The organism is Amycolatopsis speibonae, from assembly GCF_042647925.1.
In the GTDB taxonomy this organism is placed as follows: Bacteria; Actinomycetota; Actinomycetes; order Mycobacteriales; family Pseudonocardiaceae; genus Amycolatopsis; species Amycolatopsis speibonae.
In genome coordinates, this window is record NZ_JBHRWK010000014.1 from 399,511 (window position 1) to 423,548 (window position 24,038).

At 68.0% G+C, this 24,038-nt stretch carries 23 protein-coding genes; 19 read left to right on the forward strand and 4 right to left on the reverse strand.

What is annotated here, in order from left to right; all coding sequences use genetic code 11:
* Positions 1-51 precede the first annotated feature (51 nt).
* The 19 genes from ACFOSH_RS09960 to ACFOSH_RS10050 all read left to right on the forward strand — a co-directional run bounded on the left by ACFOSH_RS09960 (position 52) and on the right by ACFOSH_RS10050 (position 20,941).
* Positions 52-822 (forward strand): AfsR/SARP family transcriptional regulator, encoded by a 771-nt coding sequence (locus ACFOSH_RS09960; protein ID WP_378238444.1) that lies wholly within the window; start codon positions 52-54, stop codon positions 820-822.
* Between the two features lie 68 nt (positions 823-890).
* Entirely contained in the window at positions 891-1,589 is a 699-nt protein-coding gene (locus ACFOSH_RS09965) for a demethylmenaquinone methyltransferase (RefSeq protein WP_378238445.1), read from the forward strand.
* 2 nt (positions 1,590-1,591) lie between these two features.
* Positions 1,592-2,878: a geranylgeranyl reductase family protein gene (locus tag ACFOSH_RS09970; protein WP_378238446.1), complete on the forward strand. Its 1,287-nt coding sequence runs from the start codon at positions 1,592-1,594 to the stop codon at positions 2,876-2,878.
* A gap of 574 nt (positions 2,879-3,452) precedes the next feature.
* Entirely contained in the window at positions 3,453-3,860 is a 408-nt protein-coding gene (locus ACFOSH_RS09975; RefSeq protein ID WP_378238819.1) for an NADH-quinone oxidoreductase subunit A, read from the forward strand.
* A gap of 6 nt (positions 3,861-3,866) precedes the next feature.
* Positions 3,867-4,415, forward strand: a complete 549-nt coding sequence (locus ACFOSH_RS09980) for a NuoB/complex I 20 kDa subunit family protein (protein ID WP_005151847.1) — start codon at positions 3,867-3,869, stop codon at positions 4,413-4,415.
* Positions 4,416-4,420: 5 nt separating this feature from the next.
* Positions 4,421-5,185: an NADH-quinone oxidoreductase subunit C gene (locus ACFOSH_RS09985; protein WP_378238447.1), complete on the forward strand. Its 765-nt coding sequence runs from the start codon at positions 4,421-4,423 to the stop codon at positions 5,183-5,185.
* The gene (locus ACFOSH_RS09990; RefSeq protein WP_378238448.1) at positions 5,182-6,513 is read left to right on the forward strand and encodes an NADH-quinone oxidoreductase subunit D; all 1,332 of its coding nucleotides are present in this window, start codon (positions 5,182-5,184) and stop codon (positions 6,511-6,513) included. Before ACFOSH_RS09985 ends, ACFOSH_RS09990 begins: the two co-directional genes overlap by 4 nt.
* On the forward strand, positions 6,510-7,397 hold the full coding sequence (gene nuoE, locus ACFOSH_RS09995) for an NADH-quinone oxidoreductase subunit NuoE (RefSeq protein ID WP_378238449.1): 888 nt from the start codon (positions 6,510-6,512) through the stop codon (positions 7,395-7,397). Before ACFOSH_RS09990 ends, nuoE begins: the two co-directional genes overlap by 4 nt.
* A complete protein-coding gene (gene nuoF, locus ACFOSH_RS10000) occupies positions 7,397-8,677 on the forward strand; it encodes an NADH-quinone oxidoreductase subunit NuoF (protein ID WP_378238450.1) in 1,281 nt (426 codons plus the stop codon). The genes nuoE and nuoF overlap by 1 nt, the downstream gene beginning before the upstream one ends.
* Positions 8,674-11,157: an NADH-quinone oxidoreductase subunit G gene (locus ACFOSH_RS10005; protein WP_378238451.1), complete on the forward strand. Its 2,484-nt coding sequence runs from the start codon at positions 8,674-8,676 to the stop codon at positions 11,155-11,157. The genes nuoF and ACFOSH_RS10005 overlap by 4 nt, the downstream gene beginning before the upstream one ends.
* Positions 11,154-12,491 (forward strand): NADH-quinone oxidoreductase subunit NuoH, encoded by a 1,338-nt coding sequence (nuoH, locus tag ACFOSH_RS10010; protein WP_378238452.1) that lies wholly within the window; start codon positions 11,154-11,156, stop codon positions 12,489-12,491. The genes ACFOSH_RS10005 and nuoH overlap by 4 nt, the downstream gene beginning before the upstream one ends.
* Positions 12,478-13,020 carry an NADH-quinone oxidoreductase subunit NuoI gene (gene nuoI / locus ACFOSH_RS10015; RefSeq protein WP_378238453.1) on the forward strand — a complete coding sequence of 181 codons (543 nt, stop codon included), beginning with the start codon at positions 12,478-12,480 and terminating at the stop codon, positions 13,018-13,020. The genes nuoH and nuoI overlap by 14 nt, the downstream gene beginning before the upstream one ends.
* Complete coding sequence (locus ACFOSH_RS10020) at positions 13,017-13,865, forward strand: NADH-quinone oxidoreductase subunit J (protein WP_378238454.1); 849 nt, start codon at positions 13,017-13,019, stop codon at positions 13,863-13,865. Before nuoI ends, ACFOSH_RS10020 begins: the two co-directional genes overlap by 4 nt.
* A complete protein-coding gene (gene nuoK, locus ACFOSH_RS10025; protein ID WP_005151882.1) occupies positions 13,862-14,161 on the forward strand; it encodes an NADH-quinone oxidoreductase subunit NuoK in 300 nt (99 codons plus the stop codon). The genes ACFOSH_RS10020 and nuoK overlap by 4 nt, the downstream gene beginning before the upstream one ends.
* 12 nt (positions 14,162-14,173) lie before the next feature.
* On the forward strand, positions 14,174-16,072 hold the full coding sequence (nuoL, locus tag ACFOSH_RS10030; protein ID WP_378238455.1) for an NADH-quinone oxidoreductase subunit L: 1,899 nt from the start codon (positions 14,174-14,176) through the stop codon (positions 16,070-16,072).
* Positions 16,072-17,622 carry an NADH-quinone oxidoreductase subunit M gene (locus ACFOSH_RS10035; RefSeq protein WP_378238457.1) on the forward strand — a complete coding sequence of 517 codons (1,551 nt, stop codon included), beginning with the start codon at positions 16,072-16,074 and terminating at the stop codon, positions 17,620-17,622. Before nuoL ends, ACFOSH_RS10035 begins: the two co-directional genes overlap by 1 nt.
* 3 nt (positions 17,623-17,625) lie before the next feature.
* Positions 17,626-19,191, forward strand: a complete 1,566-nt coding sequence (nuoN, locus tag ACFOSH_RS10040; protein WP_378238458.1) for an NADH-quinone oxidoreductase subunit NuoN — start codon at positions 17,626-17,628, stop codon at positions 19,189-19,191.
* Positions 19,192-19,289: 98 nt separating this feature from the next.
* Positions 19,290-20,102 (forward strand): alpha/beta fold hydrolase, encoded by an 813-nt coding sequence (locus ACFOSH_RS10045; protein ID WP_378238459.1) that lies wholly within the window; start codon positions 19,290-19,292, stop codon positions 20,100-20,102.
* 32 nt (positions 20,103-20,134) lie between these two features.
* On the forward strand, positions 20,135-20,941 hold the full coding sequence (locus tag ACFOSH_RS10050) for a helix-turn-helix domain-containing protein (protein WP_378238460.1): 807 nt from the start codon (positions 20,135-20,137) through the stop codon (positions 20,939-20,941).
* Here ACFOSH_RS10050 and ACFOSH_RS10055 read toward each other — a convergent pair.
* From ACFOSH_RS10055 to ACFOSH_RS10070, 4 genes are read right to left on the reverse strand one after another with little or no spacing between them, the layout of a single operon-like run.
* Positions 20,894-21,646 carry an ESX secretion-associated protein EspG gene (locus ACFOSH_RS10055; protein WP_378238461.1) on the reverse strand — a complete coding sequence of 251 codons (753 nt, stop codon included), beginning with the start codon at positions 21,644-21,646 and terminating at the stop codon, positions 20,894-20,896. The two genes, ACFOSH_RS10050 and ACFOSH_RS10055, sit on opposite strands and share 48 nt — an antisense overlap.
* Before the next feature lie 27 nt (positions 21,647-21,673).
* Positions 21,674-22,987 carry a PPE domain-containing protein gene (locus ACFOSH_RS10060; RefSeq protein ID WP_378238462.1) on the reverse strand — a complete coding sequence of 438 codons (1,314 nt, stop codon included), beginning with the start codon at positions 22,985-22,987 and terminating at the stop codon, positions 21,674-21,676.
* A complete protein-coding gene (locus tag ACFOSH_RS10065) occupies positions 22,987-23,604 on the reverse strand; it encodes a DUF3558 domain-containing protein (RefSeq protein ID WP_378238463.1) in 618 nt (205 codons plus the stop codon). The genes ACFOSH_RS10060 and ACFOSH_RS10065 overlap by 1 nt, the downstream gene beginning before the upstream one ends.
* Positions 23,604-24,020: a hypothetical protein gene (locus ACFOSH_RS10070; protein ID WP_378238464.1), complete on the reverse strand. Its 417-nt coding sequence runs from the start codon at positions 24,018-24,020 to the stop codon at positions 23,604-23,606. The genes ACFOSH_RS10065 and ACFOSH_RS10070 overlap by 1 nt, the downstream gene beginning before the upstream one ends.
* Positions 24,021-24,038 lie beyond the last annotated feature (18 nt).

Consider the following 24,038-nt stretch of genomic DNA (forward strand, 5'->3'; position numbering starts at 1 on the left):
GTACAACCGGCATTCATCGTCCCCTCACGCCATCGAGCGAGAGGACGGCACGTGAGGTTCGAAGTACTCGGCACGTTCGGCATCTCTTCCGGTTCGCGGTCGGTCCCGCTGCACGGCCGGATGAGAAGAACGCTCCTCGGGGTGCTGCTGGTCCGGGCGAACACCTTCGTGCCGGTCAACGTGCTCACCGAGGCCCTGTGGGAGAGCAGGTGGGAGCCCCGCGCGGTGCCGAAGCTGCACTGGCACGTCCACAAGCTGCGGCAAGCCCTGCCCGAAGGTGACCGGCTCGGCTTCGACAACGGCGGCTACCGGCTGGAGGTCCACCCCGGCGAACTGGACGTCGAGACCTTCGAGACACTCGGGAGCCAGGCACTGAAGTCCGCGGATCCCGCGCAGCGTGTCTCGCTGATCCGGCAGGCTCTCACGCACTGGCACGGCGCGCCCTACGAAGGCTTGGACGTCCCGCTGCTTTCGGACGAGACGATGCGCCTCTCGGAGCACCGCCTGGTCTTGCTCGAAGAGCTCTACCAGGCCGAACTGGACCTCGGGCGGCACGCGAGCGCCGCCGTCGAGCTGGCGGATCTGGTGCGTCGGCAGCCGTTGCGGCAGCGTGCCCAGTACCTCCTGATGGACGCCCTTTGGCGAGCCGGGCGCACGTCCGACGCGCTGGCGGCGTACCGGCGTGCGCGCCGGGTCTCGGTCGATCAGCTCGGCCTCGAACCGGGGCCGGAACTGCGGTTGCTGGAGCGGAGGATCCTCGCCGGCGAGGTCGCGGGGGCCGGTGCGCACCGGGCCCCTGCGTTGCTTCACCGGACCAGGTGAACCTACGGGGCGTCGCTTTGCTCCCGCTTGGCCGAAGTGTCTCAGCGGAGGCGAGTTAGGGTTCGGGCATGTCCCGAGCGAGTCTTGACAAGGATCCGCACGAAGTCGCCGCCATGTTCGACGACGTCGCGGACGGCTACGACCGCGCGAATTCGTTCATGACCTTCGGCTTCGACCGCCGTTGGCGCACCATCACCGCGCGGGTGCTGGACGCCAAGAGCGGCGAGAAGGTGCTGGACCTCGCGGCGGGCACCGGCGTGTCCACCGTCGAGTACGCGCGCAACGGAGCCTGGTGCCTCGCCGCGGACTTCTCGGTCGGCATGCTCAAGGCGGGCAGGCATCGCGGCGTCCCGATGGTGGCCGCCGACGCGTTGAAGCTGCCGTTCGCCGACGGAAGCTTCGACGCGGTGACCATCTCGCTCGCGCTGCGGAACTTCGTCGACACCAAGGCCGCGCTCACCGAGATCGCGCGGGTGGTCAAACCGGGCGGGCGCCTGGTGATCTGCGAGGTGTCGACGCCCACATTCCCGCCGATCCGGTTCGTGCACCGGAAGTTCGTCCTGAAGCTGCTCACCTGGGTCGGCAGCCGGACCTCGACGAACCCCGAGGCCTACTCCTACCTGGCCGAATCCATGCTGGCGTGGCCGGATCAGCGGACGCTGGGCGAGATCATCGCGAGCGCCGGCTGGACCGAGGTGGAGTGGCTGAACCTCACGTTCGGCGTCGTCGCCATCCACCGCGCGAAAAAGCCCTCTGTAGATTCGTGAGCATGACCCGTCGCAATGCTGACCACGACGCCGAAGTCATCGTCGTCGGTGCCGGACCGGCCGGCTCCACGGCCGCCACGTACCTCGCCCGCGCGGGCGTCGACGTGCTGCTGCTGGAGAAGACCGAGTTCCCGCGCGAGAAGGTGTGCGGCGACGGCCTGACCCCGCGCGGCGTCAAGCAGCTCATCGACCTGGGGATCGACACCAGCGAGGACGCGGGCTGGGTGCACAGCCGCGGCCTGCGGATCCTCACCGGCGAGCTGACGCTGGAACTCGACTGGCCGGACCTGACGAGCTACCCGCCCTACGGCGTCTCGCGGACCCGTCAGGACTTCGACGACCTGCTCGCGAAGACCGCGGTCAAGGCGGGTGCGCGGCTCTACGAGCGCACCACCGTCACCGGTGCGATCACCAGCCCGACCGGGCGCGTGATCGGCGTCGAGGCGAAGGTCGGCCCGGAGAAGACGCCGGTGAGCTACCGCGCTCCGCTGGTCCTGGCCTGCGACGGCGTCTCGGCGCGGCTCGCGCTGAGCGTCGGCATCCAGAAGAACGAGAAGCGCCCGATGGGCGTCGCGGTGCGGCAGTACTACAAGAGCCCGCGTCACGACGACCCGTTCATCGAGGGCCACCTGGAGCTGTGGGACCGCTCGGACCCGCGAGACCCGAAGCTGCTGCCCGGCTACGGCTGGGCCTTCCCGCTGGGCGACGGCACGGTGAACGTCGGCCTCGGCATGCTGTCGACGTCGGCCGCGTTCCGCAGCACCGACTACCGCGCGCTGCTGCGCCAGTGGCTCGACGGGACGCCCGAGGAATGGGGCTACCGCGAGGAGAACGCCGTCGGCAAGGTCGGCGGCGCCGGTCTCCCGATGGGCTTCAACCGCACCCCGCACTACCGCGACGGCCTGCTGCTGCTCGGCGACGCGGGCGGCATGGTCAGCCCGTTCAACGGCGAGGGCATCTCGGCCGCGATGGAGTCCGCGCAGCTGGCGTCGGAGTTCGTCGTGCAGGCCTTGGCCCGTCGTGAGGGGCCGTCCCGGGAGCGCGCGCTGGAGGGTTACCCGCGCGCCGTCGGGGAGCTGATGGGCGGCTACTACCGGCTCGGCAACGTGTTCGCGAAGCTGATCGGGAAGCCGAAGGTCATGCATGCCGCGACGAAGTACGGGCTGCGGATCAACGCGATCCTTCCGTTGGTCTACAAGGGACTCTCGGGTTGCTACGACGCCAAGGGCGGGGACGGCGTCGACCGCCTCATCGCCGCTCTGGCACGCGCCACCCCCACCCCGCGCTGACGCACGCGCTTTGGGAGGGGCCGACGGTCACGGCCAACCCGACTCACGCCCACCCGCCCCCCGACCCCCTCGCTTCGCGAAGGACGCCATGCCCGCATCGCATGCGGTGAAGGCTCCTTTCACCCCGTCTGACGCGGGGAAAGTCCCCTTCATCTCCACACGTCTGGACCAGTCACGGGTACGCCGAGCAGTGGTATCGGTCACAGGACAAACGTGGTCAAACGGACTCCTCGACTCGATCTTGAGAACGACGTCGCAGGTCACCGGTACCGCACGCGGGAAGAAACCGTACTGGCCGTGCGGCCAAGTTAGGGCAGCCTTATAGCACGGGGCCTAGGGACAAGAATGTGAGTCACGTCCTACACTCCCCCCATGCTTTGTGAATCGCTTCACATCCTCGACGGGAGGCTTGTGAACTATTTCACAAGCAAGGGGGCCGTCATGCACGGCCCGTAAGGGTCGCCTAACCCTCGGAGGTGTGACCCAGGTGACTTAGGGTGCCGACCGAGGGAAGCGGTGAACCCCGACTCGAAAACCGCAGCGGCGCGGAAAGGATGGCGAAAACCCCGTGCTGATGTTGCCCGTGCTGGCCCAGGCCGGTACTCCCACAGTGCCCAACCTGGACATGTACCTCCCCCTGGTCCTGCTTTTCGTTCTCGCTCTCGGATTCGCGGTGCTTTCGGTGCTGCTCGGCCCGCTGGTGGGCCCGAGCCGGCCGAACAAGGCGAAGCTCGCGGCCTACGAATGCGGTATCGAACCGTCGCCGCAGCCGGTCGTCGGCGGCGGCCGGATGCCCATCGCGTACTACATCACCGCGATGCTGTTCATCCTGTTCGACATCGAGATGGTCTTCCTCTACCCGTTCGCGGTCTCCGCGGACGCGCTGGGCATGTTCGGCCTGGTGGAGATCGTGCTGTTCATCGCGACGGTCGGTTTCGCGTACGCCTACGTGTGGCGTCGCGGCGGCCTGGATTGGAACTAGAGAAGCATGGGCCTCGAAGAAAAACTCCCCAACGGCATCCTGCTGGCCAGTCTTGAAGGCCTGGTGAACTGGGCCCGCAAGAACTCGATGTGGCCCGCCACCTTCGGTCTCGCCTGCTGCGCGATCGAGATGATGACCGTCGGCGGTTCCCGCTACGACATCGCCCGCTTCGGCATGGAGCGCTTCAGCGCGACGCCGCGCCAGGCGGACCTGATGATCGTCGCGGGCCGCGTCACGCAGAAGATGGCGCCGGTGCTCCGCCAGATCTACGACCAGATGGCCGAGCCCAAGTGGGTGCTGGCGATGGGCGTCTGCGCCTCGTCCGGCGGGATGTTCAACAACTACGCCGTGGTGCAGGGCGTCGACCACATCGTCCCGGTCGACATGTACCTCCCCGGCTGCCCGCCGCGCCCCGAGATGCTGCTCGACGCGATTTTGAAGCTGCACGCCAAGATCCAGGACGAGCCGATCAACGCCCGCCGGGCCGCGATCCGTGCCGCCAGCGGTGAGCGCACCGAGCTGATCGCCTCCTCGATCAAGTACGCGAAGAAGTGAGCGACGTGCCCGAAGAAAACACCCCCGAAGTCCCCGAGACCGGCGGCGAGCAGTCCAGCGCCGACCGGCCCGAAGGCGGTCTCGAACCGCAGGGTGCCCGTCCGGCCGAACCTGTCGTCACCGGTAAAGAGCGCCAGGGCATGTTCGGCGTGCGCGGCACCGGTGACACCTCCGGCTACGGCGGCGTCCGCCTCCCCGCGTACAACCCGCCCCCGGCGGAGCGCCCGTACGGCGGCTGGTTCGACGAATTCGCCGACGAGTTCTACGCGGCCTTGGCGGACAACAAGATCCCTGCCGGCGCGGTCCTGCAGACCACGGTCGCCCACGGCGAGATCACCTTCTACGTCGCCCGCGAGCACCTCGTCGAGATCGCCAGGACCCTGCGCGACGACACCGGTCTCCGGTTCGAGCTGCTCAGCTCGGTGTCCGGCGTGGACTACGGCGTCGACGTCCCGCAGCGCCTGCACTCGGTCTACCACCTCACGTCGATGACCTACCGCCGTCGCATCCGGCTGGAAGTCACGCTCGACATCGAGGACCCGCACGTCCCGTCGCTGGTCGGGCTCTACCCGACCGCCGACTGGCAGGAGCGGGAGACCTGGGACATGTTCGGCATCGTCTACGACGGGCACCCCGCGCTCACCCGCATCCTCATGCCGGACGACTGGGACGGCCACCCCCAGCGCAAGGACTACCCGCTCGGCGGGATCCCGGTCGAATACAAGGGCGCGGAGATCCCGCCGCCGGACCAGCGGAGGTCGTACTCGTGAGCACCGAATTCCAAGAGACGGAAGTTCCCGAGGCCGATTCCCGGGACACCACCGAAGGCCGCGTCTACACCGTCTCCGGCGGTGACTGGGAAGACCTCATCGAGGACTCCCGCCACGACGAGCGCATGGTCATCAACATGGGCCCGCAGCACCCGTCGACGCACGGCGTGCTCCGGCTCGTGCTGGAGATGGAGGGCGAGACCGTCACCCAGCTCCGTTCGGTCATCGGCTACCTGCACACCGGGATCGAGAAGAACTGCGAGTACCGCACGTGGACCCAGGGCGTCACCTTCGTGACGCGCATGGACTACCTCGCGCCGCTCTCCACCGAACTCTCGTACTGCCTCGGCGTCGAGAAGCTGCTCGGCATCCAGGCCCCGCGCCGCGCCGAACTGCTGCGCGTGATGCTGCTGGAGATCAACCGCATCGGTTCGCACCTGGTCTACATCGCCACCGGCGGTATGGAGCTCGGCGCGACCACGGCGATGACGCTCGGCTTCCGTGAGCGCGAAGAGGTTCTGCACCTGCTGGAGCACCTCACCGGTCTCCGGATGAACCACGCGTTCATCCGCCCCGGTGGCCTCGCGCAGGACATGCCGGACGACTACCAAGAGGTCGTCAGCGCGTTCGTCAAGACGATGGACGAGCGGCTTCCGCTGTACGACAAGCTCTTCACCGGCCAGCCGATCTGGCGCAACCGGCTCAAGGGCGTCGGGTACCTGCCTGTCGACGCCTGCCTCGCGCTCGGCGTCACCGGCCCGGTGCTGCGCAGCGCGGGTCTGCCGTGGGACCTGCGCAAGACCGAGCCGTACTCCCGCTACGACGAGTTCGAGTTCGACATCCCGACCTCGACCGACGCGGACTGCTGGGCGCGGTACCTGATCCGCGTCGAGGAGATGCACCAGAGCCTGCGGATCATCAAGCAGTGCCTGAAGAAGCTCGAACCGGGCCCGGTCATGGTCGAGGACAAGAAGGTCGCTTGGCCCGCGCAGCTCTCGCTCGGCAGCGACGGCTTGGGCAACTCGCTCGAACACGTCCGCAAGATCATGGGCCAGTCGATGGAATCGCTGATCCACCACTTCAAGCTGGTCACCGAGGGCTTCAAGGTCCCGGCGGGCCAGTCGTACACGACCGTGGAGTCGCCGCGTGGCGAACTCGGCGTGCACCTCGTGTCCGACGGCGGCACCAGGCCGCTGCGGGTCCACGTGCGCGAACCGAGTTTCGTGAACCTGCAGTCGATGCCCGCGATGGCCGAAGGCGGCCTGGTGGCGGACGTCATCGCCGCCATCGCCTCGATCGACCCCGTCATGGGGGGAGTGGACCGTTGAGCACCCAGCCCGGAACGACACCGACGCCCGAGCCCGGCCCCGACCTGGCCGAGCAGACCCACATCGCCGCCGGTGGTGACGTCGACGTGATCGCGATCGCGCCGGATCCCGCCGAGGCGGAGGGGATCCTGGAGAACGCGAAGCCCGAAGACATCTTCGACGCCGACACCCACGCCAAGGCGCAGGACCTGATCTCGCGCTATCCGCAGTCGCGGTCGGCTCTGCTGCCGTTGCTGCACCTGGTGCAGTCGGTGCAGGGTTACGTGAGCCAGGAAGGCATCGCCTTCTGTGCCGCGCGGCTGGATCTGTCCGACGCCGAGGTCAGCGCGGTCGCGACGTTCTACACCATGTACAAGCGCCGCCCGTGCGGCGAGCACCTGGTGAGCGTCTGCACCAACACGCTGTGCGCGGCCATGGGCGGCGACGCGATCTACAAGAAGCTCCAGACGCATCTCGGTTCCGACGAGAAGCCGTTGGGGCACAACGAGACCGCGGGTACGCCGAACGAGCCCGGCTCGATCACGCTGGAGCACGCCGAATGCCTCGCGGCCTGTGACCTCGCCCCGGTCATCCAGGTCAACTACGAGTACTTCGACAACCAGACCGAGGACAAGGCCGTCGCGCTGGTCGACGCGTTGCAGGCCGGCAAGAAGCCCGCCCCGACGCGCGGCGCGCCGCTGACGAGCTTCAAGGGCGCCGAACTGCAGCTCGCCGGGTTCTTCCCGGAGGACGCGCAGCAGTACCGCACGGACGTCGACGGTCCTTCGCAGGCCGTCGAAACCCTGCGGGGCGCTCAGGTCGCGCAGGACCGCGGCTGGACCGCGCCCGCGATGCAGGAAGTGGCCTTGCCGACTCTGCCTTCCAACACCGGGGAGAAGAAGTAATGGCAGACCCGATCACTCCGGTCCTCACGAAGCGCTGGCTTTCGCCCAACTCGTGGACGATCCAGTCCTACGAAGCCCTCGAGGGCTACACCGCGATCCGCAAGGCGCTCAAGGGCACTCCCGAGCAGATCGTCCAGCTGGTCAAGGACTCCGGCCTTCGCGGCCGTGGCGGCGCGGGCTTCCCGGCCGGCATCAAGTGGTCCTTCATGCCGCCGAACGAGGACAAGCCGCACTACCTGGTCATCAACGCCGACGAGGGCGAGCCGGGGACCTGCAAGGACATCCCGCTGATGATGGCGGACCCGCACTCGCTGATCGAGGGCTGCGTCATCGCCTCGTACGCGATGCGCTCGCACCACTGCTTCATCTACGTCCGCGGTGAGGCGCTGCACTGCATCCGCCGTCTCAACGCGGCCGTGCGCGAGGCCTACGACGCGGGCTACCTCGGCAAGGACATCCTCGGCTCCGGATTCGACCTCGACATCACCGTGCACGCGGGCGCCGGGGCGTACATCTGCGGCGAGGAGACGGCGCTGCTCGACTCGCTGGAAGGCCGTCGTGGCCAGCCGCGGCTCAAGCCGCCGTTCCCGGCCGCCGCGGGGCTTTACGCCGCGCCGACCACGGTCAACAACGTCGAGACCATCGCCAGCGCGCCGTACATCATCAACGGTGGCTCGGACTGGTTCCGCCAGATGGGCCGCGAGAAGTCGCCCGGCCCGAAGATCTACTCGATCTCCGGCCACGTCGAGAAGCCCGGCCAGTACGAATGCCCGCTCGGCACCACGCTGCGCGAGCTGCTCGACATGGCGGGCGGCATGAAGGACGGCGTCCCACTGAAGTTCTGGACGCCGGGTGGTTCGTCCACACCGATGTTCACCAAGGAACACCTCGATGTTCCGCTGGACTTCGAAGGCGCGGCCGAAGCCGGGTCGATGCTGGGCACGACGGCCGTGCAGGTCTTCAACGAGACCGTTTCCGTGCCGTGGGCCGTGATGAAGTGGACGCAGTTCTACGAGCACGAGTCCTGCGGCAAGTGCACACCGTGCCGCGAGGGCACGTACTGGCTGGCGCAGATCCTGGAGCGCATGGTCGAGGGGCACGGCACCGAGGAGGACATCGACACCTTGCTCGACGTCTGCGACAACATCCTCGGCCGTTCGTTCTGCGCGCTGGGCGACGGCGCGGTCTCGCCGATCCAGAGCGGGATCAAGTACTTCCGGGACGAGTTCCTGGCGTTGTGTGAAACCAACAAGCGCGAATTGGTGGGGGCGCAGGCATGACGATCGCACCCGACAAGCCCGGGACGGCCGCGGAGGAGACTCCGGTCCCCGAGGGCCACGTCAAGCTGGTCATCGACGGTGAAACGGTCATCGCGCCCAAGGGCGAGCTGCTGATCCGCACCGCCGAACGGCTCGGCACGGTCATCCCGCGGTTCTGCGACCACCCGCTGCTCGACCCGGCGGGCGCCTGCCGCCAGTGCCTGGTCGAGGTCGAAATGGGTGGCCGTCCGATGCCGAAGCCGCAGGCTTCGTGCACCATGACGGTCGCCGACGGCATGGTCGTGAAGACCCAGCTGACCTCGGCCGTCGCGGACAAGGCCCAGCAGGGTGTGATGGAGCTGCTGCTCATCAACCACCCGCTGGACTGCCCGATCTGCGACAAGGGCGGCGAATGCCCGCTGCAGAACCAGGCGCTCGCGCACGGCCGCGCGGAATCCCGTTTCGTCGACACGAAGCGGACGTTCGCGAAGCCGCTGCCGATCTCCTCGCAGGTGCTGCTGGACCGGGAGCGCTGCGTGCTCTGCCAGCGCTGCACCCGGTTCTCCCGCGAGATCGCCGGCGACCCGTTCATCGAGCTGCTCGAACGCGGCGCCCACCAGCAGATCGGCACCGCCGAGACCGCGGACGTGCTGGACCTCGCTTCCCGGACCACGTCCGGCCAGCCGTTCCAGTCGTACTTCTCCGGCAACGTCATCCAGATCTGCCCGGTCGGCGCGCTGACGTCGGCCGCGTACCGGTTCCGCTCGCGGCCGTTCGACCTGGTGTCCGCGCCGAGCGTGTGCGAGCACTGCTCGTCCGGCTGCGCCGAGCGGACCGACTTCCGCCGCGGCAAGGTCATGCGGAAGCTCGCGGGCGACGACCCCGAGGTCAACGAAGAGTGGCTTTGCGACAAGGGCCGGTTCGCCTTCCGCTACGCCACCGCCGACGACCGCATCCGCCGTCCGCTGGTCCGCAACGCCGACGGCGTGCTGGAAGAGGCTTCCTGGACCGACGCGCTGCGCGCGGCCGCCGAGGGGCTGGCCAAGGCACGTGACGGCAAGGGCGCCGCGGTGCTGACCGGTGGCAGGTTGACCGTCGAGGACGCCTACGCGTACTCGAAGTTCGCGCGGATCGCCTTGGGCACCAACGACATCGACTTCCGGGCCCGCCCGCATTCGGCCGAGGAACTGAACTTCCTCGCGTCGCACGTGGTCGGGACGACGCCGGAAAGCGGCGTCACCTTCGGCGAGATCGAGCGGGCGCGCACGGTGCTGTGCGTCGCTTTCGAGCCGGAGGACGAGGCGCCGATCGTGTTCCTGCGGCTGCGCAAGGCGGCCCGCAAGAACCGCACCCGTGTCGTCCACTTGGGACAGTGGACCACGTCCTCGGTCCGCAAGACCTTCGGTGAGCTGCTGGCGTGCGCGCCGGGCAGCGAGGCCGCCGCGATCGACGGTATCGCGCAGCACGCACGCGATCTGGACGAACACTTGTCAGGTGACGGCGCCGTGATCCTCGTCGGCGAGCGTGCCGCCGAGGTCCCCGGCCTGTTCTCGGCCCTGCACCGGCTGGTGGAGCGCACCGGCGCCCGGCTCGCGTGGATCCCGCGTCGCGCGGGTGAGCGCGGTGCCCTGGCGGCGGGCGCGGCGCCGACGCTGCTGCCCGGTGGCCGTTCGGTCACCGACGCGGCGGCTCGCGCCGAGGTCGAAAAGGCTTGGGGCGTCGAGCTTCCCGCCACCGCGGGGCGCGACACCACCGCGATCCTCAAGGCCGTTTCCGGCAACGACCTCGACGGCCTGCTCGTCGGCGGCGTCGACCCGGACGACCTGCCGGACCCGGATCTCGCCCGCCGCGCGCTCGAAAACGCGAAGTTCGTCGTCAGCCTGGAACTGCGGCACAGCGCGGTCACCGAGCACGCGGACGTCGTCCTCCCGATCGCCCCGGCGGTCGAGAAGTCGGGCACCTACCTGAACTGGGAAGGCCGCCGCCGCGAGTTCGCCGTCACCCTCGAAGGCACCGGCGCCCTGCCGGACTGCCGGGTGCTCGACACCCTCGCCGTCGAGATGGACGCCGACCTGTTCACCCAGACCCCGGCCGCCGCGGCCGCCGATCTGGCGAAGCTCCCCGTTGAGATGAATGGGACTTTCATCGCGAAATTTGAGATGAAAGCCCCATTCATCTCACGCGCGGAACCCGAGGAAGGCAAGGTCCTCCTCGCCACCTGGCGGCAGCTGATCGACAACGGTTCGCTGCAGGACGACGAGCCGCACCTCAAGGGCACCCAGCGCGAGGTCGTCGCCAAGCTCTCGGCGAAGACCGCCGAAGGTTTGGGCGCCACCGTGAAGGTCTCCACCGAACGCGGCTCCATCACGCTGCCGATCGAGGTCGCGGACCTGCCGGACGGCGTCGTGTGGCTCCCGGGCAACTCCGACGGCTCGGCCGTCCGCGCCTCCCTGGGCGCGGGCCACGGTTCGGCCGTTTCGCTCACCGGAGGTGAGAAGTGACTCCGTTGCTCAGCCAGATGCCGGACGCCGCCGAGCGGGCGGCGCTGCTGGCGGACGACCCGTTGTGGCTGGTCCTGCTCAAGACGGTCGTCATCCTGCTGATCGGCCCGATCCTGACGATCTTCCTGATCGTCTGGGAGCGCAAGGCCGTCGGCCGGATGCAGAACCGTCCCGGCCCGAACCGGGTCGGTCCCGGCGGCTACCTGCAGTCCCTCGCGGACGCGATCAAGCTGCCGTTCAAGGAACAGATCATCCCGGACACCGCCGACCGCAAGGTGTACTTCCTCGCGCCGGTGATCTCCGCGGTGCCGGCGCTGATCGCGCTGGCGGCGATCCCGTTCGGCCCGGTGGTCTCGATCTTCGGCGAGCGGACCGTGCTCCAGCTGGTCGACCTGCCGGTCGGCGTGCTGGTGATCCTGGCCTGCTCCTCGATCGGCGTGTACGGCCTGGTGCTGGCCGGCTGGTCTTCCGGTTCGCCGTACCCGCTGCTCGGCGGACTGCGAAGCGCGGCGCAGGTGATCTCCTACGAGATCGCGATGGGCCTGTCCATCGTGGGCGTGATCCTCTACTCGGGTTCGATGTCGACCTCGCAGATCGTCGACTCGCAGCAGGGCGGCTGGTACTTCTACCTGCTCCTGCCGAGTTTCGTGATCTACCTGATCTCCATGGTCGGTGAGACCAACCGCGCCCCGTTCGACCTCCCCGAGGCCGAATCCGAGCTGGTCGGCGGTTTCCACACCGAGTACAGCTCGATGAAGTTCGCGATGTTCTTCCTCGCCGAGTACGTCAACATGGTGATCGTCTCGGCGTTCGCGACCACGTTGTTCCTCGGTGGCTGGAAGTTCCCGTTCGTGAGCGCGGACCACGCGCTCAACCAGGGCTGGCTCCCGCTGCTGTGGTTCACCGCGAAGCTGTTCATCCTGCTGTTCGGCTTCATCTGGCTGCGCGGCACGCTGCCGCGGCTGCGGTACGACCAGTTCATGCGGCTGGGCTGGAAGGTCCTGGTCCCGGTCAACCTGGTCTGGATCGTCGTGATCGTCACGGTCCGCGCGATCAAGAACTCGGGCGGGCTGTCCACCCCGCAGATCCTCATCGGCGGCGGCGCGCTCATCCTCGTCGTCGTCATCCTGAGCCTGCTGCTGCCGGACAAGAAGGTCCCGGACGACGACTACGTCCCGGTGACCGGCGGCGGGTTCCCCGTACCGCCGCTCGACCTGCAGGTCCCGGAGCACACTCCGCGTCAGAAGGCCCTCGCGAAGGCCGAAGCCCGGGCTGCCAAGCGCAAGCCCGCGGCGGTTTCCAGTGGAAGGGAGGCCGGCGATGGGGATTCTTGATCCCATCAAGGGTTTCGGTGTCACCTTCGGCATGATGTTCAAGAAGGTCGCCACCGAGGAGTACCCGGAGGCGGGCGCCCCCGCGGCCCCGCGCTACCACGGCAGGCACCAGCTCAACCGGCATCCGGACGGGCTGGAGAAATGCGTCGGCTGCGAGCTGTGCGCGTGGGCCTGCCCGGCGGACGCGATCTTCGTCGAAGGCGGCGACAACACCGAAGAGGCACGTTTCTCGCCCGGTGAGCGGTACGGCGCCGACTACCAGATCAACTACCTGCGCTGCATCGGCTGCGGGTTGTGCGTCGAGGCCTGCCCGACCCGGTCCCTGACGATGATCAACTTCTACGAGCTGGCCGACGACGACCGGCAGCGGTTGATCTACACCAAGGAAGACCTCCTCGCGCCGCTGCTGTCCGGTATGGAGCAGCCGCCGCATCCGATGCGGCTGGGCGAGAACGAGCAGGACTACTACGTCAACGGCCCTGAGCTCGCGCGTCAGAAGCCCGTCGAATCGACGGAGGCCGTCAAGTGATCACGGCTCTCCTCGCCCAGGCGCCGGACGTCTCCGCCGGGATCACCACCGGCGAGACCATCGCGTTCTGGGTGCTCGGCCCGCTCGCGCTGCTCGGCGGGCTCGGCATGATCTTCTCCCGCAACGCCGTGCACTCGGCGTTGTGGCTGGTCCTCACGATGCTGTGCCTCGGCGCGCTGTACATGATCCAGCAGGCGCCGTTCCTCGGCTTCACGCAGATCATCGTCTACACCGGCGCGATCATGATGCTGTTCCTGTTCGTGCTGATGCTGGTCGGCCGGGAGAGCTCGGATTCGGTCGTCGAAGTCCTGCGCGGGCAGCGGGTCATGGCGACGCTGCTCGGCATCGGTACCGGCGGGCTGCTCGCCGCGGGTCTCGCCCGCGCGCTGGCCAACGTCACCCCGGCGCTGCCGCGAGACCCGGCGAACCTCGACGGCGGCGGCCCCGGCGGGCTGGGACGGCTGATCTTCACCAAGTACCTGTTCCCGTTCGAGCTCACCTCGGCGCTGCTGATCACCGCCGCGCTCGGCGCGATGGTGCTCGCCTTCACCGACAGGCACGCCAAGGGCGGCAAGAAGTCGCAGAAGGAACTCGTCGTCGACCGGTTCACCGGCAAACACGACCGGCCTTCGCCGCTGCCCGGCCCGGGTGTCTTCGCGACGGCCAACTCGGTCGCCACCCCCGCGCTGCTGCCGGACGGTTCGATCGCCCCGGAGTCGCTCTCGGACATCATCGAGTCGACTTCGGCCTCGCGGCTGGAAAACGAGCGCAAGCAGGTGTCGGGCTCGGAACCGGGCCCGGACGCCCACGCGCTCGTCGGCAAGAAAGAAGGGGACGAGGAATGACCCCGACGTACTACCTGCTCCTGTCCGCGCTGCTGTTCGCCATCGGCGCGGTCGGGGTACTGGTGCGCCGTAACGCGATCGTCGTGTTCATGTGCATCGAGCTGATGCTGAACGCGGCGAACCTGTCCCTGGTCACGTTCGCCCGGATCAACGGGTCGCTCGACGGTCAGGTGATGGCGTTCTTCGTGATGGTCGTCGCCGCCGCCGAGGTCGTGGTGGGGCTCGCGATCATCATGGCGATCTTCCGCACCCGGCGCTCGGCCTCGGTCGACGACACCAACCTGCTGAAGTACTAGGGAGCACCGAGAGTGACCGCATCATCGTGGCTGCTGGTGGCCTTCCCGGCTCTCGGCGCCCTTATTCTTTTGCTGGCGGGTAAACGAGCCAGGGGCTGGGGACACCTCCTCGGCAGTGCGACCGTCTCACTGTCCTTTGTGTACGGCCTGATCCTCTTCTTCACGGCCGACACGAAGAGCATCGCGGACGTCAAACTGTTCTCGTGGATCCCGGTCTCGGCGCTGCAGGTCGACTTCGGACTCCGGATCGACGCGCTGTCGCTGACGTTCGTGCTGCTGATCACCGGCGTCGGCATGCTGATCCACTTCTACTCGATCGGCTACATGGCCGAGGACCGCGACCGTTCGAGGTTCTTCGCCTACCTCAACCTGTTCGTCGCCTCGATGCTGATCCTGGTGCTGGGCAACAGCTTCGTGACGCTGTACCTCGGCTGGGAAGGCGTGGGTCTCGCGTCGTACCTGCTCATCGGCTGGTACCAGGACCGCCCGTCCGCGGCCACCGCGGCGAAGAAGGCGTTCCTGATGAACCGCGTCGGTGACGTCGGGCTCGCGCTGGCGATCTTCCTGATGTTCAAGTACGTCGGGAGCACCGGCTACGCCGAGGTCTTCGGCGCGATCGACAAGATCCCCACCGGCGCGATCACCGCCATCGCGATCCTGCTGCTGCTGGGCGCCTGCGGTAAATCCGGTCAGTTCCCGCTGCAGGCCTGGCTTCCGGACGCGATGGAGGGCCCGACCCCGGTCTCGGCCCTCATCCACGCCGCGACGATGGTCACCGCCGGCGTCTACCTGGTCGCCCGCGCGCACGAGATCTTCAACGCCACCCCGGACGGCCGCCTGATCGTCACCCTCGTCGGCACGGTCACGCTCCTGATCGGGTGCATCATCGGCTGCGCCTACGACGACATCAAGAAGGTCCTGGCGTACTCCACGGTCAGCCAGATCGGCTACATGATGCTCGCCGTCGGCCTCGGGCCGATCGCCTACGCGCTCGGCATCATGCACCTGGTGGCGCACGGTTTCTTCAAGGCAGGGCTGTTCCTCGGGGCCGGTTCGGTCATGCACGCCATGAACGACGAGGTCGACATGCGGAAGTTCGGCGGGCTGCGCAAGCACCTGCCGGTCACCTTCTGGACCTTCGCGCTCGGCTACCTCGCGCTGATCGGCATCCCGCCGCTTTCCGGCTTCTTCACCAAGGACGCGATCATCGAAGCGGCGCTGAGCCAGGGCGGCTGGCGCGGCTGGGTGATGGGCGGCGCGGCACTGCTCGGCGCCGGGCTCACCGCGTTCTACATGACGCGCCTGATGGTGATGACCTTCTTCGGCAAGGAACGCTGGAAGGAGATCAAGTCCAGCGACGGCCGCGACTTCCACCCTCACGAGTCTCCCGCGGTGATGAAGTGGCCGATGATCATCCTGGCGATCGGCTCGATCGGCGCCGGTGCGTTCTTCGCACTGGGCGACCGGTTCGCCGAATGGCTTTCGCCGGTGGTCGGTCCGCTGGAGGAGGGTGGCCACAGTGTCATCCCGCATCTGCTGGTCCCGTTCCTCACCGTGGCGCTGTCCGTGGTGGGCGCGCTCGCGGCGTGGCTCTTCGTCGGTCGTAAGGAAGTTCCGGTGGAACGGCCCGAGCGGGTCTCGGTCGTGGTCAAGGCCGCGCGCAACGACCTCTACGGCAACACCCTGAACGAGACGTTGGTCGGCCGTCCGGGTACCTGGCTCGCTCGCGCGCTGGTCTACGTGGACAACCGCGGGGTCGACGGCGCCGTCAACGGCCTCGCCGCCGCGCTCGGCGGCGGATCCGGACGCCTGCGCCGCCTGCAGACCGGCTTCGTCCGCTCGTACGCACTTTCCATGCTGGGCGGCACATTCCTGCTTCTGGCGGCACTCCTGCTGGTGAGGTTCTCCTGATGACCTGGGTTCTCGCATCCATCCTGCTGCCGCTGCTCGGTGCGGCGGTCGTCGCCGGGATGAAGAAAAACGACCGCCTGGCGACGCTCACCGCGCTCGTGGTGTCCCTCCTGACGTTCCTGCTGGTGATCCCGATGTGGGCGAGCTACACGCCCACCGGGGACCGGATCCAGCAGACGACGTCGATGGACTGGATCCCGAACTTCGGCATCCACATCTCGTTCGGCATCGACGGCATCGCGCTGGTGATGATCGCGGTCATCGGCCTGCTCGTCCCGATCGTGGTCGGCGCGCTGGGCCTGACCGACAAGCTCCCGGCCGGGCGTTCGGCGGGCGGGTTCCTCTCGCTGATCCTGGTGCAGGAGGCGCTGACCATCGCGGTGTTCGCCGCGACCGACGTCTTCCTGTTCTACGTGCTGTTCGAGATCATGCTGATCCCGATGTACTTCCTGATCGGCGGCTACGGCGGCGCGAACCGGCAGTACGCGGCGGTCAAGTTCTTCCTGTACTCGTTCCTCGGCGGCCTGATCATGCTGGCCTCGGCGATCGGGGCGTACTCGCTGGCTTCGGACAAGCTCGGCAAGGGCACCTTCGACTGGGCCACGCTCGTCACCGTCGTCCGCGACGCCCCGACAGGCACCCAGATCTGGCTGTTCCTCGGGTTCTTCCTCGCGTTCGCGATCAAGGCCCCTTTGGTGCCGTTCCACACCTGGCTGCCGGACGCCGCGGGCCAGGCGCCCATCGGCGTCGCGGTCCTGCTGGTCGGTGTGCTGGACAAGGTCGGCACGTTCGGGTTCCTGCGCTACTGCCTCCCGATGTTCCCCGACGCCAGCAAGGAACTCGCGCCGTGGGTGCTGGTGCTCGCCGTCGCGGGTGTCCTCTACGGGTCGATCCTCGCGGCCGGGCAGCGCGACATGAAGCGGTTCATCGCCTACGTGTCGATCGCCCACTTCGGGTTCATCGCGCTCGGCATCTTCAGCTTCAACGAGCAGGCCATGGTCGGCTCGGTGTCGTACATGCTGAACCACAGCCTCGCCACCGGCATGCTGATCGTGGTGGTCGGCCTGATCGTGATGCGCGGCGGATCCACCAGGATCTCCGACTACGGCGGCATGGCGAAGGTGACCCCGCTGCTCGGCGGCATGCTGCTCATCGCCGGTCTGTCCACGTTGTCCCTGCCCGGCACGAACTCCTTCATCAGTGAGTTCCTGGTGCTGCTGGGGTCCTTTGTGGACTACCCGGTGTACACGATCATCGCGACGGTCGGCATGGTGCTGGCCGCGGCGTACGTGCTCTGGCTCTACCAGCGCGTCATGCAGGGACCCGTCCGCGGTGACGCCCTGATCGGCGCCGGCGGTGGGCCCGGCACGGCCATCGCACCCGAACTCGGGGCGACCAAAGCAATCAAGGACCTCGGCGGCAGGGAGATCGCGATCCTGGCGCCGATGGTGGTGCTGATCATCGCGCTCGGGTTCTACCCCAAGCCGGTGCTCGACACGATCACCCCGTCGGTGCAGCAGACCATGTCTGCCGTGCAGGGAGGCAAGTAAACCGTGCTCTTCTTGACTCAGGCGCCACCGGTGCAGGTGCCGTCTATCGACTACTTCGCCGTCACGCCGATCCTGATCATCCTCGGGGCCGCGTGTGTCAGCGTGCTGCTCGAAGCCTTCCTGCCCAAGCACATGCGGTGGCCTTCGCAGGTCTTCCTGTCCCTGGTCGGGATCGGGGCGGCAGGCGTCTTCCTGGTCTGGTACGCCAGTTCGTCCGCGCCGAAGGGCGGTGTCACGACCTTCAGCGGCGCCATCGCCGTCGACCGGCCGTCGCTGTTCCTGTGGGGCACCCTGCTGGCGCTGGCGCTGGGTGCGCTGCTGCTGATCGCGGACCGCTCGGTCGAGCCGGGCGGCGCGTTCGTCGCGCAGGCCGGTATCCGCCCCGGCACGGTCCAGGACCGCGCGCAGGTCGGCACCACCGGCATGCAGACCGAGGTCTTCCCGCTGACGCTGTTCGCGCTCGGCGGCATGATGGCGTTCGTCGCGGCCAACGACCTGCTGACCATGTTCATCGCGCTCGAAGTGCTGAGCCTGCCGCTGTACCTGATGTGCGGTCTCGCCCGCCGTCGCCGCCTGCTCTCGCAGGAATCTGCGGTCAAGTACTTCCTGCTCGGCGCGTTCTCGTCGGCGTTCTTCCTCTACGGTCTCGCGCTGCTCTACGGCTACGCGAACTCCGTGAAGCTTTCGGACATCGCCAACGCCGCCGCCGGTTCGGACCGGTCGGACACGCTGCTGTTCGCCGGGCTCGGCCTGCTCGCGGTCGGTCTGCTGTTCAAGGGTTCGGTCGGCCCGTTCCACACCTGGACCCCGGACGTCTACCAGGGCGCTCCGACCCCGGTCACCGCGTTCATGGGCGCCTGCACCAAGGTCGCCGCGTTCGGCGGGATCCTGCGGGTGTTCTCGGTGGCGTTCGAATCGACCAGCTGGGAATGGCGCGGTGTCCTCTGGGGCGTCGCGATCCTCTCGATGCTGATCGGCGCGGTGCTGGGCCTGACCCAGACCGACGTGAAGCGCATGATCGCCTACTCGTCCATCGCGCACGCCGGATTCCTGCTCATCGGCGCGATCACGATGACCGAGGAAGGCCTGTCGAGCACGCTGTTCTACCTGCTGGCCTACGGTTTCACCACGCTCGCCGCGTTCGGTGTCGTCTCGCTGGTGCGGGACTCGAACGGTGAGGCGACGCACCTGTCCGCCTGGGCGGGGCTGGCGAAGCGGTCTCCGGTGCTGGCGGGGGTGTTCACCTTCCTGCTGCTCGCGCTGGCCGGTATCCCGCTGACCAGTGGTTTCGTCGGCAAGTTCGTGGTGTTCTCGGCGGCCCTGTCCGACGGGATGGCGCCGCTGGTCGTCATCGCGCTGATCTTCAGCGCCGTCGCCGCGTTCTTCTACCTGCGGGTGATCGTGCTGATGTACTTCTCCGAGCCTGCACCCGACGGCCCGACCGTCACCGTGCCCGGCGCGTTCACCACGACGGCGATCACGCTCGGCGTCATCGTCACGCTGGTGCTCGGCCTGATCCCGGCGTTCGCCCTCGACTGGGCGGGCTCCGGCGGTTTCGCCCTCAAGTAGTCCTTCTGTCGCGAAAGGCCCCCTCGCTGTCGTGAGGGGGCCTTTTCGTGTCAGAGCGACGTCAGGCTGGTGACAGACCGGCCCGCGATAGTTCCCTCATGACCAAGAACAGCACCGCCTCGACCACCTCCACCGCCGCCTGGACCGGGATGCTCCCGGTCGAAGACACCCAGCTGGCCGTCACCGACACCGGCGGCCCCGGCATCCCGGTCGTCTACCTCAACGGCCAGTTCGCGACCCAGGGCTACTGGCGGCGGATCCTCGCCGACCTGGGAACGGAGTTCCGCCACATCACCTACGACGAGCGGGCGCGCGGCAAGTCCGGGCGTTCGGCCGACTACTCCTTCGAAGCCGCCGTCCGCGACGTCGACGCCGTTCTCGCGGCCAGGGGAGTGGAGCGGGCTGTCGTGGTGGGCTGGTCCTACGGCGCGGTCGTCGCGGCGCACTGGGCCGCCCGCAATCCGGAGCGCACGCTGGGCGCGGTCCTGGTCGACGGCGCCTTCCCGTACGACTGGCTCGACGACGCCATGGAGGCGCGGATCCGGAAGCTGTTCAAGCGCCTGAGCCTGGTCTTGCCGCTGCTGCGCCCGACCGGCCTGACGCCGCGCATGACCGCCGCGCAGCAGGCGGAGAGCAACATCGAACTCGGCAAGCTCTCCCGGGAGGCCGAGCTGGGCCCGGTGCTCGACGGCATCACCGTGCCGACGCGATACGTGATCGCCTCGGGAACCTCCTTCGGCAGCAAGGGCGACGAGCAGGAACAGATCCGCGCCGGCCTCGACGCGGTGACCGGCCGCAACCCGAACGTCAAGGTGAGCGCGAAGGTCGACAGCAACCACGGCGCGCTACTGAAGAAGGACTTTCCCAGCATTTCGGCCGCCATCCGCGAAGTCGCCGCCATCGGGGAATGACTTGCCAGAGCGCATCGGGCAGGTTGCTGGCGATGCCGAAACCGAAGCCCACACCTCAGGCGAGGGCGCTGGCCGAAGGACTTCGAGACGCGCGGAGGGCCGCCGGACTCGCGGCGACCGAAGTGGCGGACAAGCTGGCTTGGTCCCAGCCGACGATCAGCCGGATCGAAACCGGCGCGCGTCCGGCGTCCGCCGAAGAGGTGTCGGCGCTGCTCGCGGTCTATCGGGTGACCGGGGAGCGGCGGGACGCGCTGCTCTCACTGTCTCGCGACAGCGGGGCTTGGTGGTTCGCCGACGTGTCCCTTCAGCGGAAAACCCTCGCACTGTACGAAAAGGAGGCCACCAAGATCGTCGAGTTCGGAACCGTGCTCCTGCCGGGCCTGCTGCAAACCCCGTCCTACGCAAGGGCCGCGGACCTCCCCGTCGCGACGATCGAAGCGCGGCGGGAACGACAGAAGATGCTGGGGCACAAGAAGTTCGTCGCGTATATCGACGAAGGGGCGCTGCGCCGTCAGGTCGGTGGGCCCCGGGTGATGGCGAACCAGCTCCGGTACCTGGTAACACTCGCCGAGCGACCTGCCGTCGAACTGCGGGTCATCCCCTTCGTGGCCGGAGCACATCCCGGCGGCGCCTACGTTTTGCTGGAATTCGGCGACGGTCGGCAGCTGGTGTACGCCGAACATCGGCGATCCGGGCTGTTCCTGCACCGGCCCGACGACGTCGAGCCGTATCTTCAGTCCACCGTGGACGCGGTAGCGCTGGATCCCGGGCGGTCGGTGCGGCTGATCGAGTCAGTGATCGAGGCCTGCCCGCAGCGCGGCGACTTTTTGGGCCAGTAGAACGGGTTCACCGGGCAGGACGGTGATGTATCGGTTCCGGGGCGAACCGGTCACGTGCATGGCCACTCGTCCGGCGTCGAGGTCCAGGTACGTCAGGCCGTCGACGGCCTCGGTGCGTCTGCCTCCGTCAGGACGCTTGGCCGCGGCGAAGAACCCGACGCCGAAGTACGGCTGCTCGAAGATCACGTCCAGCCGCCGCGCTTCGCGGCTTCGCGACTCGGGTTCGTCGTAGAGCTCGCTTCCGGTCGTGAGCTTGAAATCGTCCTGGGGCAAGGAAAACGGCGCGAACCGCGCCGGCGGATACTCGGGCAGGTTCATCACGAGCGCCGCCGCGCGATCGGCGGTCCGCACGCCTTTCAGCCACACTCGGCCGCCTTCGCAGATCGCGGTGACCGCCGCCCGCCCGCGCACGGCCACGAGCACGCTGTACTGCTCCGCCTCCGTCCGCACCGTCGCGTAGTACTCGGTGTTCGGTCGGTCGAGGATGTGCAGGACGTCCTCGAAGTCGCTGGTCAGCCGCCTGCCCTCGGTGAACCCGAGCCCGCCGAGCTCCTCGAACGCGGCCCGGTCTTCGCCGTTTCGCGACGACGGCGGGACATAACGCAGCCCGCCCGCGAAGACCAGATGCGGATCTCCGCAACCGGCGTGACGGAACGCGGTCAACAAAGTGTCGAGCGTGATCTCGACAGGGCGCGCGAGCACCACGTGTCACCCTCCCCTGGGACTGTGGTGCTAATTCTTCTTCTCGCCGATCACCGGCGGCGTCGGCTTTTCGATGTAGCCGCCGAAGGTCTCGTCCGGATCCGGGTTCTGGAGGTAAGCCGGAGCCTTCTTCTCCTTGTCCTCCTCGCCTTTCCCGCCGCGACCCGCGCCCGCCCCCATCGGCATCCCGTTCGTGCCGCCACGACCGGCGGCTCCCGCGGAACCCGCCGTGCCACGGCCGCCGGCGCCCTCGCCCGGCATCCCGGCGCCGCTCCGGCCACCCATGCCAGGCTGCCCGCCGGGACCACCCGGGACTCCGCCCCGGAAGCCGCCGCCGGACACCGCCGGTGTCTTGCCACCAGTTCCCGTTCCCGGCACGCCGGTCCCTGGTCCTCCGGTTCCCGGTCCTCCGGTTCCCGGACCGAATGGGCCGTATCCGGGCGGGAACGTGCCGGGCGGGTTGTAGGAGGTGGGCGGCCTGCCGTTCGGCCCGAAGTCGAGATTCGCCGCCGGCGGCACGACCGGTGTGGTCTGAGGCGGCGTGTACGAATTCGCGCGGGTCCCGTCGTCGGGCTGCTGCTGATGGGTGCCCGGCTGCTGACCCGGCAGGTGCTGACCCGGCTGGGGGCCTTGCCCGGGCTGCGGGCCGCCGCTCTCGACGGGGCCGCCCTGACCCGGCCCAGGCGTGCCGGTGCCCGGTCCGCTCGGTCCGCTCGGTCCGCGGTAGGGCTCGCCGATTCCGGGATCGTGCCTGTCGGAACCGTCGCCGAATCCCTTCGCCGTCGGCTTCCCGGAGCCGCCTTCGTCCAGGGCGACACTGCCGCCAGGGTCGGTGAGCTGCGCGTACTGGGCGGGCAGCTCGTCGCCGTTGGACGTGCTGGCCGAGTGGTAGGTCGCGAAAGTATCGATGTTGTGCTGGCTGTCGGCCTGGTAGCCCTTGACCCTGTCCCAGTACCCGAACTGGCCGCCGCCGCCCATGAGGGCCTTGACGTCCTCGGCCGTCGGGGCGGGCTGTTCGGGCGGCACCGGCTTGACCGAGTTCTTCGCCGACCCGAACGCGCCCATCTGGGCACTCATCGCCGTTTGAGCCCGCGCCAGATGCATCGCGTCGTCGTACGCGGCCTCAATGACGGGCTTCGTCGCGTCGGCAGCCGCGTCGCTGGCGCCGCCTTGCCAGCCGGCCATGGTCTTCTGGGTGAGCGCGGTGAGCCTTTGTGCCCGTTCGTGGTGTCGCTGGGTCAAGTTGAACCCGCTTTGTTGGGCATCGGATAGAGAGCCGGTGCCTTTACCGCCAGTGATCTGTTCGTAGATCTGGGCGGCGGTGAGCGGTCCTTCAGTAGCCATCAGTTGCCCCCTCGGACTGTGGCGAGGACCCTGATCGCTGCTTCGCGTGCGATAGCGCACGGCTCTTTCTTGCCGATATTGGCCTCGGATAGCTCCAGCGCGATGTCGATGGTTTCGGTATCGCTGGCTCCGAGCGCGACCGAGCACTTTCCTGAGGGGCGTTCGTCTTTCGCGCCGTAGGCGGTCAGCGGGTATCCGTCGATCGGCTCGAGCGGTTCAACGAACTCGTAAGCGCCGCCCTTCGCTTTGTAGACACTCGCCGTGCCTCCATCTGGAGTCTTGCTGAAGATCACGTTGACTCGCGGACGAGTGGTAGAGGGGACGGACCACCTGCAGGCGGGCCCTGCCGCACCGTCCGGCTGTCCAGCAGTTTCGGTGGTAGGACCGAGGAGCTCTTTTGCCTGTGCTTCAGTCAAGGCGTTGCACGGGGCCTGCTTGATCTGTGCCAGGTCGATCGGTTTGTTGACCTTCGGTACCTCGGGAGCAGGGCTGGTCGATTTCGACGGGCTCGGGTTCGTTCCGCCGCTGGTGGGCGTGGAGGTGCCGTTGGTGGTGGGTGTGGAGCATGCGGTGAGGGCAAGGGCGGCCGCACTGAGGACAAGGACGGTACGTCGCATCAGGCGATGCCCTTCGGCTGTTGATTGATGACTGAGGTGGCGTGGTCTTCCGCAGCGGCATACTTGCCGAGGGCGGTCAGGTACTTCTTGGCCATGGTTTGGCAGTAGTTGACGCGCTGCGTTAGGGCTTCCATGAGTGCTTTGCCAGACCGCTGGGTGACGTCAGCGTTGTTGCCGCTGGCGTACTCCAGTCCTGGTGGCAGGGCCCGGGCTATCTTGCCGGCTGCATCGAGGTCGTCCTTGAACTCCTGGGCTAAGTCAGACCACTCTGCCGCCAGTTCGTGAAGGGTCGCCTCGTCGTACTTGAACCCCGCCCCTTCGGCAACTGGCGTGCCGTAGCTGCCGCCGGTCGGTGGGGCTTTGCAGACCGAGCCAGGGTTGAAGCCGGGCGTGTAGACAGGTGGCTGGTCAGGCACGGCTATGCACCCCTGCCG